Origin of the sequence: Pseudomonas sp. PDM21 (assembly GCF_014852505.2) — a bacterium.
Lineage (GTDB): Bacteria > Pseudomonadota > Gammaproteobacteria > Pseudomonadales > Pseudomonadaceae > Pseudomonas.
The window spans coordinates 5139980-5153321 of sequence record NZ_CM181223.1 but is presented as its reverse complement, the minus strand read 5'-3'; the positions used below and the strand labels follow the sequence as shown (position 1 = coordinate 5153321).

Genomic DNA, 13342 nt, shown 5'->3' with positions numbered 1-13342 from the left:
CAACGAATGCAGAAGAAGACATTCGATTTCTACAACCTGGCCTGGCGCTGGCACTTCTATGCCGGGCTGTTCGTCGCGCCGTTCATGATCCTGCTGTCGATCACCGGGATCATCTACCTGTTCAAGCCGCAGCTCGACCCGCTGATGTACAGCGACCTGCTGCGGGTGAAACCCGGAGAGGTGCGGCTGTCCGCCGACGAGCAACTGATGCACCTGCATCACCAGAACCCGCAGTTGCAGGTCAGCCAGTACCTGCCGGCGCCGGCCGCCGACCGCAGCGCGCAGTTCGTCTCGCAGCTGGATGGACGCGAGGTGAATGCCTTCGTCGACCCCTACAGCGGCAAGCTGCTCGGTGTGCAGGACGGCAAGTCCAACCTGCAGGCGATGGCCCGCGCGCTGCACGGCGAACTGATGATCGGCACCGTCGGTGACCGGTTGATCGAGCTGGCCGCCGGCTGGGGCATCGTGCTGGTGGTGTCCGGCCTGTACCTGTGGTGGCCGCGCCAGCGCTCGCTGCGGGTGCTGCTGTGGCCGGACCTGTCGCGTCGCGGTCGCGCGCTGTGGCGCGAGGTGCATGTGGTGGTCGGCTTCTGGGGCTCGCTGCTGATGCTGTTCATGCTGCTCACCGGGATGACCTGGACCGGTTTCTGGGGCAAGACCTTCGCCGACGTGTGGAACCGCTTCCCGGCGCCCATGTGGAACGAAGTGCCCAAGTCGGACCTGGAGGCGCGCACGCTCAATGACGCGCACCGCCAGACCATCCCCTGGGCCATGGAAAACACCCCGATGCCGATGTCCGGCGGCGCCCACGCCGAGCACATGGCTCACGCCTCCGGCGGTATGGCGATGCCGCAGATCAGCCTGCAGCAGGTGGTCGATACCGCCGACCAGGCCGGTGTGACGCCGGGCTACGCCATCGCCCTGCCCAAGGGCGAGCAGGGCGTGTTCACCGTCTCGGTGTTTGCTGACGACTCGCGCAACGACGCCACCCTGCACATCGACCAGTACACCGGCAAGGTACTCGCCGACGTGCGCTGGAAGGACTACGGGCTGGTGGCCAAAGGCGTCGAATCCGGCGTGATGCTGCACGAAGGCAAGATGTTCGGTCTGTTCAACCAGCTGCTCATGCTCGCTGTCTGCCTGATGATCCTGCTCAGCGCGGTCAGCGGCCTGTGGATCTGGTGGAAGCGCCGCCCGCAGGGTCGCCTCGGTGTGCCGCCGATGCCCCATGCGATGCCGGTGTGGAAGGGCGGGGTGGCGATCATGGTCATCCTCGGCGTTGCCTTCCCGCTGGTGGGCGCTTCGCTGCTGCTGGTGCTGGCGCTGGATTGGGCTGTGCTGTCGCGGATCAAGCCGCGCAGCCCTGCCTTGAGTTGAGCGTTGCGGGTGGGACGTGCTTCCACCCTGACGCCTGCCGCGAGGCAGGCTATGCTGCGGCGCGATCGTTGCGCCCGCGGCCCGATGGATTCCCGCCGTTGCGGCGGACCTGATCACAAGCCAACTGGAGTCTCGAACATGCGTAAAACCCTGCTCGCTTTCGCTGTCCTGCTGGGCTTCTCCGGCGCCGCCATGGCCCACGAATACGAGGCCGGCAACCTGCACATCGACCACCCGTGGTCGCTGCTGCTGCCGGCCAACTCGGTGAACGGCGCCGCCTACTTCATCGTGCAGAACCACGGCAAGGAGGCCGACCGCCTGCTCGGCGCCGACACCGAGCGCGCCGCCAGCGCCGAGGTGCACCAGCACATCGAGAAGGACGGCATGATGAAGATGGTGAAGGTCGAGGGCGTGGACATCCCCGCCGGCGGCAAGATCGTCTTCGCGCCCGGCCAGTATCACCTGATGCTGTTCGGCCTGAAGAAGCCGCTGGCCGATGGCGAGCGCTTCCCGCTGACCCTGCACTTTCAGAAGGCCGGCGACGTGAAGGTCGAGGTCGCGGTGCAGAAGGAAGCACCGAAAGGTACGGATATGGGCCACGACATGCACGGCATGCAGATGAACTGATGAGCGACCGGCTCCTGCGCCCGCTGGTGTGGGCGCAAGACGGCGAGTGGCTGCTGGGCTTCGACGGCAGCTACTCGAGCGACTCGATCCTGCGCATCGAGAGTGCCGCCGATGGTTTCATCCTGCGCGAGGAGCGTCTGACCGAGCCGCAGACCAAGCGCTATCCCTTCGCCGACCTGAAGGATGACGTCACGGCGGCCGACTGGACCGCCGTGGCCGTCGACGAGGAGGGCGAGCGCCTGGGCTTCGCCATCGCCCGCTACGAAATCTGGAATCGCCGCGCGGTGCTGGACGACCTTTTCGTCCTCGCCGATGCGCGCGGCCAGGGCGTCGGCCGGCAACTCCTGGAAGGCTGCGTGGACTGGGCCCGGAGCACCGAGGCGCGCCACCTGTGGCTGGAGACCCAGAACCTCAACCTGCCGGCGGTGGGTTTCTACCGCTCCCGTGGCTTCGCCCTCAGCGGGCTGTCCACCGACCTCTACGACCCGGCGCAGGTGCTGCCCGGGGAAATGGCGCTGTTCTTCAGTTACCCGCTGGCCTGAGGGCCAGGCGCGTCTGCCGTGCCGCGAGGATCAGCACGAAGCCGATGCAGTAGGCCAGCACATCCAGCCAATCCGGCGTGGCGCCGAGCACGATGCGCAGAGCGCGGTTGCCGATCTGCCAGTGGAAAGTCGCGGCGAGGTACTGGCCGAATTCGATGATCAATCCACAGCCCAGCGCCGCAGCAGCCAGCCAGTGGGCAGGCGCATCGATAGCTGCGCGCAGCAGGCAGTACAGCCAGATCACCGCCAGCACATCGCCGCCGAAGCCGCGCAGCCAGCCGAGGTGCGCCCCGGCCGTGGCCAGCCAGACCAGTACGGCGAACCAGAGCAGCGCGAAGAGGGCGCTGCGTCCATCGAAGCGAAGCCGCATCAGGGCTTGAACGCGCCGATGAAGATCGCCGGGTCGACGCGGGCGTCGTTCAGGCTGACGTTCCAGTGCATGTGCGGCCCGGTGGCGCGGCCGGTGGCGCCGACGCGGCCGACCACGCCGCCGCGCGGGACCGCATCGCCGACTCTCACGTCGATCTTCGACATATGGCAGAACATGCTGATGAAGCCCTGGCCGTGGTCGACGAACACGGTGTTGCCGTTGAAGAAGTAGTTGCCGATCAGGATTACCTTGCCGGCGGCCGGTGACTTGATCGGGGTGCCGGCGGGCACGGCGAAGTCCAGCCCGGAGTGCGGATTGCGCTCCTCGCCGTTGAAGAAGCGGCGCAGGCCGAAGGGGCTGGAGAGCGGGCCGTTGACCGGTTTGTCCAGTACCAGGTTGCTCGGCGTGCCGGGGCTGAAGCTGCGGTAGGCGGCGGTCTGCTCGGCCAGCTCGCGGTTGATGCGCTTGAGGTCTTCGGGCAGCGGATTCACCTGGCGGGTGTTCTTCAGGGTGATGCGCTGCTCCTTGTAGTGCTTGCTGCCCACGTTGAAGCCGAGGTTGCGGCTGGCGCCGGCCTGCTTCACGACGATCTGCTGGTTGCCGGCCTTGGCGGTCAGCGGGATGCCGACCACAGCGATCCAGTCGCGGCCTTCCTCGCGCACCACCAGCACCTGCTTGCCCTGGTAGGTGGCGGTCGGCACGGCGGCGCCCTGGCCCAGTTGCACCACGGCAACGCCGCCGGGTACGGGTTTGTTCAGCGTGCGGCTGATGAAGCCTTCGGCGTGGGCAGTCAGGGTGAAGAGTGAGGCGATGAGCAGGCAGGAAAGTCGGAACATTGCGCTATCCGTGGACGTGTCGGCGGATGAAACGGGCAGTCTACACGGGCGGCTCCGGCGGGCGCGGCGATTTCGTCGAGAGCGGAACCCAGTTGTGCTGCGGACTAGTCCAGGAGCACGAACGTAGGATGGGTGGGGCGCAGTGATACCCATCGATAATCCAGCTGCGCCATTGATGAGTATCGCTGCGCTCCACGCCATCCTACAAAAGCAGTTGCTAGCGGCGCAGCCCTTCCAGCTGCTGGCGCCACAGCTGCTCCAGCGACTGCACCTGCGCCGGGCCGTAGATGGCGTGCGGCTTGCCCAAGTGCGCGGCCCACAGCTGGTCGCCGTAGTCGTAGTGCCACCACTCGCTGGAGAGGTTGCTGAAACCCGCCGCCAGCATGGCGTTGAACAGCATCCGGCGGTTGTCGCGGACATGGCGCTGGGCTCCGTCAGGCTGGGCAATCTCCTCGTAATGGCGGGTGTAGGAGCGCGGCGTCGCCTCGTCGAACAGGCTGCCCATGTCCAGCCAGCGGCCTTCGCTGTCGCACAGGGTCAGGTCGATGGCGCCGCCGGTGAGGTGCGGACTGGGCGACTCGGCGCGGGTGCTGGGCGGCGCGACGAATTCACGGGTGCGCCGGGTCAGCTCGCGCGGATCGGCGTCCGGCTCGTGCTGGCGGAGGATGTCGTAGAGCGTGTCGTACAGGTGCTGCTGCACGGCGAAGGGCCGCCAGGCATCGAGGATCACCAGGCGGATGCCATCGGGCAGCAGGCTCGCGGCGTGCAGCAGGCGCTCGAAGACTTCGGTACGCGCATAGCATTCCGGCTGCGCGTTCGGCACGCCGAGGCGGTGATACGCCGGCCACACCGCGAAGCCGGTGGCGATGCCCAGCGCCTGCAGCGGCTGTTCGCATTCGACGATGGGCACGCGGAAGGCCTCGGCCCAGTCAGGATCGGGCTGCGGCAGGATCGGCGCGAGCAGGTCGGTCATCGGCCGTCAGTCCAGCAGGGAAAGGGTCACGGGCGCCTGGTGGTTGTCCTCCACCCGCACTTCCAGTTCGCCGTCGCCCAGCTTGGCCTTGAGGCGCTGGCCGTTCTTCGTCTGCGCGGCGCTGCGGATGGCCTGGCCCTTGTCGTCCAGCAGGATGCTGTAGCCACGGCCGAGTGTCGCCAGCGGGCTGACGATGTGCAGCGTCTGCATCAGGCTGTCCAGGCGCTGGCGCTGTTCGCGCAGGATGGCGTTGGTGGCGCGCGGCAGGCGGGCGCTGAGGTTGTCCAGGCGCTGGCGCAGCAGGGCCAGGTTGCGGCCGGGGTGCTGCGCGGCGAGACGGGTGTCCAGCCGTACGACGCGCTCGTGGCGAATCTGCAACTGGCGCTCGAAGGCGCGGCGCAGGCGCATGTCCAGGTCATCCAGGCGCTGGGATTGCTGGCGCAGGCGTTCGCCGGGGTGGCGCAGGCGCCGGGCGGTGCCTTCCAGGCGCAGGCGCTCGCGAGTCAGACGGTCCTGGATGCGCAGGATCAGCCGGCGGCGCAGGCTGTCCAGGCGCTGCTGCAGGTCGCCGCTGTGGGGCGCCAGCAACTCGGCGGCGGCGGAGGGCGTGGGCGCGCGCACGTCGGCGACGAAATCGCTGATGGAGACGTCGGTCTCATGGCCCACGGCGCTGACAATGGGCGTCACGCAGGCGGCGATGGCGCGGGCCACCGGTTCCTCGTTGAAGCACCAGAGGTCTTCCAGCGAGCCGCCGCCACGGGCCAGGATCAGCGCATCGAAGCCCTGTGCGTCGGCCAGCTTGAGTGCGCGGACGATCTGCCCGATGGCCTCGCGGCCCTGCACGGCGGTCGGGATCAGGGTCAGCTCGATCTGCGGCGCGCGGCGGCGGAATACGCTGATGATGTCGCGGATCACCGCGCCGGTGGGCGAGCTGACGATGCCGATGCGCCGTGGGTGCGCGGGCAGTTCCTGCTTGCGCTCGGCGGCGAACAGGCCCTCGGTGGCGAGCTTTTCCTTCAGCGCCTCGAAGGCCAGGCGCAGCGCACCATCACCGGCCGGCTCGACGGTATCGGCGATCAGCTGGTAGTCGCCACGCCCCTCGAACAGCGAAACCTTGCCGCGCACCCGCACCGCGAGACCGTCGCGCAGGGCCTGGCGCACGCGCAGGGCGTTCTGCCGGAACAGCGCGCAGCGCACCTGGGCGTTGCTGTCCTTGAGGGTGAAATACATATGGCCGGACGCCGGGCGGGCGAGGTTGGAGATTTCTCCCTCGACCCAGACCTGCGGGAACACGTCCTCCAGCAGGTGGCGGGCGCGCTGGTTGAGCTGGCTGACGGTCAGAACCTCGCGGTCGAGGCCCAGCCGTTGGAAGGGATCTTTCTGCATGGCGAAGGATGATAAGCGGGCCTGCGGACAGGGGCCAGCGCGCGAGGTTCATAAAGGCTTCATTCAGATCGTCCGGTTGCGTTGAGCCCGACCCCCTGACTGAGATATAATGCCGCGCTTCCATTTTTCCCGATCGGGAGCCCCCGCCATGCTGCGCATCAGCCAAGAAGCCCTCACTTTCGACGACGTCCTCCTGATTCCAGGTTATTCGGAAGTCCTGCCCAAGGACGTGAGTCTCAAGACTCGCCTGACCCGTGGCATCGAACTGAACATCCCGCTGGTGTCCGCCGCGATGGATACCGTGACCGAAGCCCGCCTGGCCATCGCCATGGCACAGGAAGGCGGCATCGGCATCATCCACAAGAACATGAGCATCGAGCAGCAGGCCGCCGAGGTCCGCAAGGTCAAGAAGCACGAGACCGCCATCGTTCGTGATCCGGTCACCGTGACCCCGTCGACCAAGATCATCGAGCTGCTGCAGATCGCCCGCGAGTACGGCTTCTCCGGCTTCCCGGTGGTGGAAGAGGGTGAGCTGGTCGGTATCGTCACCGGTCGCGACCTGCGCGTGAAGCCGAACGTCGGCGACAGCGTTTCCGCGATCATGACCCCGAAGGAAAAACTGGTCACCGCCCGTGAAGGCACTGCCCTGGAAGAGATCAAGGCTGCTCTCTACGAGAACCGCATCGAGAAGATGCTGGTGGTCGACGAGAAGTTCCGCCTGACCGGTCTGGTGACCTTCCGTGACATCGAGAAGGCCAAGACCTACCCGCTGGCTTCCAAGGACGACGAAGGTCGTCTGCGCGTCGGCGCGGCTGTCGGCACCGGTGCCGACACCGGCGAGCGGGTTTCCGCCCTGGTTGCCGCCGGCGTTGACGTCGTTGTCGTCGACACCGCCCACGGCCACTCCAAAGGCGTGATCGACCGCGTGCGCTGGGTGAAGGAAACCTTCCCGCAGGTACAGGTCATCGGCGGCAACATCGCTACCGGCGAAGCCGCCAAGGCACTGGCTGACGCCGGCGCCGACGCCGTGAAAGTCGGTATCGGCCCGGGCTCCATCTGCACCACCCGTATCGTCGCTGGCGTCGGTGTACCGCAGATCTCCGCCATCGCCAACGTCGCCGCTGCCCTGGAAGGCACCGGAGTTCCGCTGATCGCCGACGGCGGCATCCGCTTCTCCGGCGACCTGGCCAAGGCCATGGTGGCTGGCGCCTACTGCGTGATGATGGGTTCGATGTTCGCCGGTACCGAAGAGGCTCCGGGCGAGATCGAGCTGTTCCAGGGCCGTTCCTACAAGTCCTACCGTGGCATGGGCTCGCTGGGCGCCATGGCCGGCTCCACCGGTTCCTCCGACCGCTACTTCCAGGACGCCTCCGCTGGCGCCGAGAAGCTGGTACCCGAAGGCATCGAAGGCCGCGTGCCCTATAAGGGCCAACTGACCGCCATCGTCCACCAGCTGATGGGTGGCCTGCGTGCCGCCATGGGCTATACCGGCAGCGCCGATATCCAGGACATGCGCACCAAGCCGCAGTTCGTCCGCATCACCGGCGCCGGCATGGCCGAGTCCCACGTTCACGATGTGCAGATCACCAAGGAAGCCCCGAACTACCGCGTAGGTTGAGGGTTCTTCGGTAAATGAGTCGGACACGGGGCTGGTTGATACAGCCCCGTGTCGTTTAAGAATTTCGCTACGAGAGATGGCCATGGCCCAAGACATTCACGCTCACCGGATCCTGATCCTCGACTTCGGCTCCCAGTACACCCAGCTGATCGCCCGCCGCGTCCGCGAGATCGGCGTGTACTGCGAAATCCATCCGTTCGACATGAGCGACGACGACGTTCGCGCCTTCGCCCCTCGCGGTGTCATCCTGGCCGGCGGCCCGGAATCGGTGCACGAAGCCAACAGCCCGCGCGCGCCGCAGGCCGTGTTCGACCTGAAGGTGCCGCTGTTCGGCATCTGCTACGGCATGCAGACCATGGCCGAGCAGATGGGCGGCAAGGTACTGGGCTCTGACCTGCGCGAGTTCGGCTACGCCCGCGTCGACGTGGTCGCCAAGGCCCGCCTGCTGGACGGCATCGAAGATTGCGTCAGCGAAGACGGCGTATTCGGCCTCGACGTGTGGATGAGCCACGGCGACAAGGTCACCGAAATCCCGGCCGGCTTCCACATCCTCGCCAGCACCCCGAGCTGCCCGATCGCCGCCATGGCCGACGATGCCCGCGGCTACTATGGCGTGCAGTTCCACCCGGAAGTGACCCACACCAAGCAGGGCGGTCGCATCCTCTCCCGCTTCGTGCTGGACATCTGCGGCTGCGAAGCCCTGTGGACCCCGTCCAACATCGTCAACGACGCCATCGCCACCGTTCGCGCCCAGGTCGGCAACTCCAAGGTGCTGCTCGGCCTGTCCGGCGGTGTCGACTCCTCGGTGGTCGCGGCCCTGCTGCACAAGGCCATCGGCGACCAGCTGACCTGCGTCTTCGTCGACAACGGCCTGCTGCGCCTGCACGAAGGTGACCAGGTGATGGCCATGTTCGCCGAGAACATGGGCGTCAAGGTGATCCGCGCCAACGCCGAAGAGCTGTTCCTCGGCCGCCTGACCGGCGTCAGCGATCCTGAGCAGAAGCGCAAGATCATCGGCGGCAGCTTCATCGAAGTCTTCGATCAGGAAGCCACCAAGCTGCAGGACGTGAAGTTCCTCGCCCAGGGCACCATCTACCCCGACGTGATCGAGTCGGCCGGCGCCAAGACCGGCAAGGCCCACGTGATCAAGTCGCACCACAACGTCGGCGGCCTGCCCGAAGACATGCAGTTCGAACTGGTCGAGCCGCTGCGCGAGCTGTTCAAGGACGAAGTCCGCAAGATCGGCCTGGAGCTGGGCCTGCCCTACGACATGGTCTATCGCCACCCGTTCCCGGGCCCGGGTCTGGGCGTGCGCATCCTCGGCGAAGTGAAGAAGGAATACGCCGACCTGCTGCGTCGCGCGGACCACATCTTCATCGAAGAGCTGCGCAACTTTGACTGGTACCACAAGACCAGCCAGGCCTTCGTGGTGTTCCAGCCGGTGAAATCCGTCGGCGTGGTCGGTGATGGCCGTCGCTACGCCTGGGTCGTGGCCCTGCGCGCGGTAGAAACCATCGACTTCATGACCGCTCGCTGGGCGCACCTGCCGTACGAGCTGCTGGAGAAGGTCTCGAACCGCATCATCAACGAGATCGAAGGCATCTCCCGCGTCACCTACGACGTGTCGAGCAAGCCGCCAGCCACCATCGAGTGGGAATGATCGGAGACGTTTAACGTTTCCTTAACGGAGAAGGCGGCAATCTCGCCGCTTTCTTCGGCAGGCGAGGGCGGGAATGCCCGCCCTTGACCTGGCGCATGAGAGGTGTTTGCCTCTTCATGCACAGTTCCTTCTGCTGTTTCTCCGTGCAGCCGGCCGCAAGAGCCTGGCGCCAGGCGCGAAACGCGCCAACCTCCGTGAAAGCCGATGGGGTCGCAAGTCCCTTGTTTGAGGAGTCTGGACCCATGTCGTTTACCCGTAGACAAGTACTCGGCGGCATCGCCGGCCTGGCCGTGCTCGGCCTGGGCGCTGGCGGCGCGCGCATCTGGCTGGCGCGCCCGGAAGTCGCCGCCGAGCACGATTACGAACTGATCGCCGCCCCGCTTGACCTGGAGCTGGTGCCCGGCCACAAGACCCCCGGCCTTGGCTATGGCGGCCAGGCTCCCGGCGTGGAGATCCGCGCGCGCCAGGGTGACTGGCTGCGCGTGCGCTTCACCAACAAGCTGAACGAGCCGACCACCATCCACTGGCACGGCATTCGCCTGCCCATCGAGATGGATGGCGTACCCTACATCTCCCAGCCGCCGGTGCAGCCGGGCGAGAGCTTCGTCTACCAGTTCAAGACGCCGGACGCCGGCAGCTACTGGTACCACCCGCACCTGATGAGCAGCGAGCAGCTTGGCCGCGGCCTGGTCGGGCCGCTGATCATCGACGAGCGTGAGCCGAGTGAGTTCACCAGCGAGAAGATCCTCAACCTGAAGACCTGGCACGTGGACGAAGAGGGCAACTTCACCGCCTTCAGCGTTCCCCGTGAGGCCGCGCGCGAGGGCACTCGTGGACGCCTGTCGACCATCAATGGCGAGCGCACGCCGGTGATCGAACTGCCGGCCGGTGAGATCGTCCGGGTGCGTATCCTGAACGTCGACAACACCGTGACCTACCGTCTCAACCTGCCGGACGCCGAGGCGAAGATCTACGCCATCGACGGCCATCCGGTGGAGCCGCGCGACTTCGGCAAGGGCCCCAACGACCAGTACTGGATCGGTCCGGGCATGCGCCTGGAGCTGGGTATCCGTGGTCCGGCGGAAGGCACCGAACTGTCGCTGCGCAACGGCCCGGTGCGCCTGGCGACCATCCGTGGTGTCGCGAATCCCAAGGCGCCGACCGCCAGGTGGCCGGCACCGCTGCCGCGCAACCCGGTGGCCGAACCGGACCTGAAGAACGCGGAGACCATCAACTTCAAGTTCGAGTGGGTCGGTGCCATGTCCGACTACTCCAAGGGCCAGTCGGCGCCTTCGCTGTGGCAGATCAACGGCGTGGCCTGGCAGGGTGGCGAGGAGCACAAGCACAACTCGCCGCCGCTGGCGAAGCTCAAGGAAGGCAACAGCTATATCTTCGTGCTGCGCAACATGACCCAGTACCAGCACCCGATCCACCTGCACGGCATGGCCTTCAAGGTGCTGGATTCCGATCGTCGGGAGATCATCCCGTATTTCACCGATACCTACCTGCTGGGCAAGAATGAGACGGCACGCGTGGCGCTGGTGGCGGATAACCCCGGCCTGTGGATGTTCCACTGCCACGTGATCGATCACATGGAGACCGGGCTGATGGGAACCATCGCGGTGGGCGAGGCATGGTGCGGCTGACCAACAGCAAGGGGCACCCGACGGTGAAGGGGCTGGCGCCGGTCATCGACCGTAGCCGGGACATCCCCTTCATGCGCGAGGCCATGGTGCTGGCCGAGCAGGGCGCGGCCCTGGGCGAAGTGCCGGTGGGCGCCGTGCTGGTGCTGGATGGGCAGGTCATCGGGCGTGGCTTCAACCAGCCGATCACCTCCCATGATCCCAGCGCCCACGCCGAGATGGTCGCCATCCGCGAAGCCGCCGCCGCCGCGCAAAACTACCGCCTGCCCGGCAGTACCCTCTACGTGACCCTCGAACCCTGCAGCATGTGCGCCGGCCTGCTGGTGCACTCGCGCATTCAGCGCGTGGTGTTCGGCGCCACCGAGCCAAAGTCCGGCGTGGTGGTCAGCCGAGGCAACTTCTTCGAACAGGACTTCCTCAACCACCGGGTGCTGGTGGAAGGAGGGGTACTGGGGGAGGAGTGCAGCGCGATGTTGTCGGCCTTCTTCAAAGCGCGGCGCAAGGGCTGAGTTCTTCTGCCGTTGCAGAGGGGAGTGGGCGCCCGGTCCTTGCTGGCGAACTAGGCCGCGCCCTGCCTATCGCGGACGGTGGACCTCAGAGCTTCTGATCCCGCCCGTCGTCATCGTCGTTGGGCTTGGTCTTGTTCACGCCCGGCAGGTGCAGGCCGCTTTCGGCGAGCTGGCCGCCTTCCATCTGCGGCTGGGTCACCCAGGTGAGAATGTCGTAGTAACGGCGCACGTTCTGCACGAAGTGCACGGTCTCGCCGCCTCGCGCATAGCCGTAGCGCGTCTTGCGGTAGTACTGCTTCTGCGCCAGGCGCGGCAGCATCTTCTTTACGTCGAGCCACTTGTTCGGGTTCAGGCCTTCCTGCTCGGCCATCTTGCGCGCGTCGTCCAGGTGGGCGCCGCCGATGTTGTAGGCCGCCAGGGCGAACCACATGCGGTCCGGGTCCTTGATGCTGTCGGGCAGCTCGTCCTTGATCTGCACGTAGTACTTGCTACCGCCCTGGATGCTCTGCTTCGGGTCGAGGCGGTTGGCCACGCCCATGGCCTGGGCGGTGCGGTTGGTCAGCATCATCAGGCCGCGCACGCCGGTCTTGGAGGTCGCGTCGGGCTGCCACATGGATTCCTGGTAGCCGATGGCGGCCAGCAGGCGCCAGTCGGCCTCGAGCTTGGTGCCGCTCTGGCGGAAGTGTGGTTCGTACTTGGGCAGACGCTGCTGCAGGTGCTGGGCGAAGGTGTAGGCACCGACGTAACCCAGGACGTCCACGTGGCCGTAGTAACGGTCCTTCAGACGTTGCAGCAGGCCGTCCTGCTTGGCCTTGTCGAGGAAGGCGTTGACCTTCTCGATCAGGCTGTTGTCATCGCCGGCGGGCAGCGCCCAGGCCAGGCCCTTGGCATCGCCGAGGTCGAAGGCGACGCGCACGTTGGGGAAGTACACCTGGTTCATCGCCAGTTCGTTGGAATCCACCAGCGTCAGGTCGATCTCGCCGACGTCCACCATGCGCAGCAGGTCGACCATCTCGTCGGCGTCGGATTCGCGGTATTCCAGCTTGGGGTACTGCTTCTTCAGTTCGGCCAGCTGCGAGGCATGGCTGCTGCCTTTCAACACGACGATGCGCTTGCCCACCAGGTCGTCGGGGCGGGTAGGGCGCTGCGCGCCGTTGCGGTAGACGACCTGTGGGGTGACGTCGAGGTAGGAGTGCGAGTAGCGCACCTGGGTATCGCGCTCGCCACCCGGCGTCAGGCCGGCGGCAGCCAGGTTCGGTCCGCCGTCGCGGCCGATGCGGTCATAGAGGTCGTCGATGTTGTCGGCGGTTTCGATCTGCAGCTGCACACCCAGGCTGTCGGCGAAGCGCTTGGCCAGCTCGTACTCGAAGCCGGTATCGCCGTTGCGGTCCTGGAAGTAGGTGGCCGGACTGTTGCGGGTGATCACGCGCAGCACGCCGTCCTTCTGCACGCGCTCGAGGGCCGTCGGGGCTTTCGCCTCGCTACAGCCGGAAAGCAGCAGAAAGATACAGGTCGCCAAGATCCAGGCGGTGCAGCGCACACGGGACACAGTCAGGGCAAGCATCAGGGCAGTATACGCAAAGGCCGTTGTGCGCCATATCTCGACAGCTCGAAGCTTCTCTGCTAGCTGGGGCACCGTTCGTCGGCATTTTTCCTGCTGAAGGCCGCAGGGCCGGGATTTTTCCTAGGCCGCTCGAAGGCCTTCGAAGATGAATGGCGATTTCCGCCGGAGCCGCGGCAAGGAAGGTACTTGAAAGCTGCCGCCGGGCTGCGCTTTACGGTAGAATGCACGGCCTCTGTG

At 66.3% G+C, this 13342-nt stretch carries 12 protein-coding genes; 7 read left to right on the top strand and 5 right to left on the bottom strand.

All coding sequences use genetic code 11. The annotated features are described in order from the left end of the window. Positions 1-6: 6 nt before the first annotated feature. From IB275_RS23780 to IB275_RS23770, 3 genes are all read left to right on the top strand, one after another. On the top strand, positions 7-1377 hold the full coding sequence (locus tag IB275_RS23780) for a PepSY-associated TM helix domain-containing protein (RefSeq protein ID WP_192291543.1): 1371 nt from the start codon (positions 7-9) through the stop codon (positions 1375-1377). Positions 1378-1515: 138 nt separating this feature from the next. Continuing rightward, positions 1516-2004 (top strand): copper chaperone PCu(A)C, encoded by a 489-nt coding sequence (locus IB275_RS23775; RefSeq protein ID WP_192291541.1) that lies wholly within the window; start codon positions 1516-1518, stop codon positions 2002-2004. Beyond that, positions 2004-2546: a GNAT family N-acetyltransferase gene (locus IB275_RS23770; protein ID WP_192291539.1), complete on the top strand. Its 543-nt coding sequence runs from the start codon at positions 2004-2006 to the stop codon at positions 2544-2546. The genes IB275_RS23775 and IB275_RS23770 overlap by 1 nt, the downstream gene beginning before the upstream one ends. Here IB275_RS23770 and IB275_RS23765 read toward each other — a convergent pair. The 4 genes from IB275_RS23765 to xseA all read right to left on the bottom strand — a co-directional run bounded on the left by IB275_RS23765 (position 2527) and on the right by xseA (position 6111). Beyond that, positions 2527-2916, bottom strand: coding sequence for a ribosomal maturation YjgA family protein (locus tag IB275_RS23765; protein ID WP_192291537.1), 390 nt, complete (start codon positions 2914-2916; stop codon positions 2527-2529). The two genes, IB275_RS23770 and IB275_RS23765, sit on opposite strands and share 20 nt — an antisense overlap. Then, the gene (locus IB275_RS23760) at positions 2916-3752 is read right to left on the bottom strand and encodes a M23 family metallopeptidase (RefSeq protein ID WP_192291535.1); all 837 of its coding nucleotides are present in this window, start codon (positions 3750-3752) and stop codon (positions 2916-2918) included. Before IB275_RS23760 ends, IB275_RS23765 begins: the two co-directional genes overlap by 1 nt. Before the next feature lie 217 nt (positions 3753-3969). Next, positions 3970-4725 (bottom strand): M15 family metallopeptidase, encoded by a 756-nt coding sequence (locus IB275_RS23755; RefSeq protein ID WP_192291533.1) that lies wholly within the window; start codon positions 4723-4725, stop codon positions 3970-3972. Between the two features lie 6 nt (positions 4726-4731). Beyond that, positions 4732-6111, bottom strand: coding sequence for an exodeoxyribonuclease VII large subunit (gene xseA / locus IB275_RS23750; protein ID WP_192291531.1), 1380 nt, complete (start codon positions 6109-6111; stop codon positions 4732-4734). Between the two features lie 148 nt (positions 6112-6259). On the opposite strand from xseA, the gene guaB reads away from it, so the two are divergent. The 4 genes from guaB (at position 6260) to tadA (ending at position 11541) form a co-directional block, all read left to right on the top strand. Further along, the gene (gene guaB / locus IB275_RS23745) at positions 6260-7729 is read left to right on the top strand and encodes an IMP dehydrogenase (protein ID WP_081515933.1); all 1470 of its coding nucleotides are present in this window, start codon (positions 6260-6262) and stop codon (positions 7727-7729) included. Between the two features lie 82 nt (positions 7730-7811). After that, positions 7812-9389, top strand: coding sequence for a glutamine-hydrolyzing GMP synthase (gene guaA / locus IB275_RS23740; protein ID WP_192291529.1), 1578 nt, complete (start codon positions 7812-7814; stop codon positions 9387-9389). A gap of 242 nt (positions 9390-9631) precedes the next feature. Continuing rightward, positions 9632-11035, top strand: a complete 1404-nt coding sequence (locus tag IB275_RS23735) for a multicopper oxidase family protein (RefSeq protein WP_192291527.1) — start codon at positions 9632-9634, stop codon at positions 11033-11035. After that, on the top strand, positions 11023-11541 hold the full coding sequence (tadA, locus tag IB275_RS23730; protein ID WP_225601580.1) for a tRNA adenosine(34) deaminase TadA: 519 nt from the start codon (positions 11023-11025) through the stop codon (positions 11539-11541). The genes IB275_RS23735 and tadA overlap by 13 nt, the downstream gene beginning before the upstream one ends. An 85-nt stretch (positions 11542-11626) precedes the next feature. Here tadA and mltF read toward each other — a convergent pair whose 3' ends face one another. Continuing rightward, positions 11627-13105, bottom strand: a complete 1479-nt coding sequence (gene mltF / locus IB275_RS23725; protein WP_138215416.1) for a membrane-bound lytic murein transglycosylase MltF — start codon at positions 13103-13105, stop codon at positions 11627-11629. Positions 13106-13342: the final 237 nt, after the last annotated feature.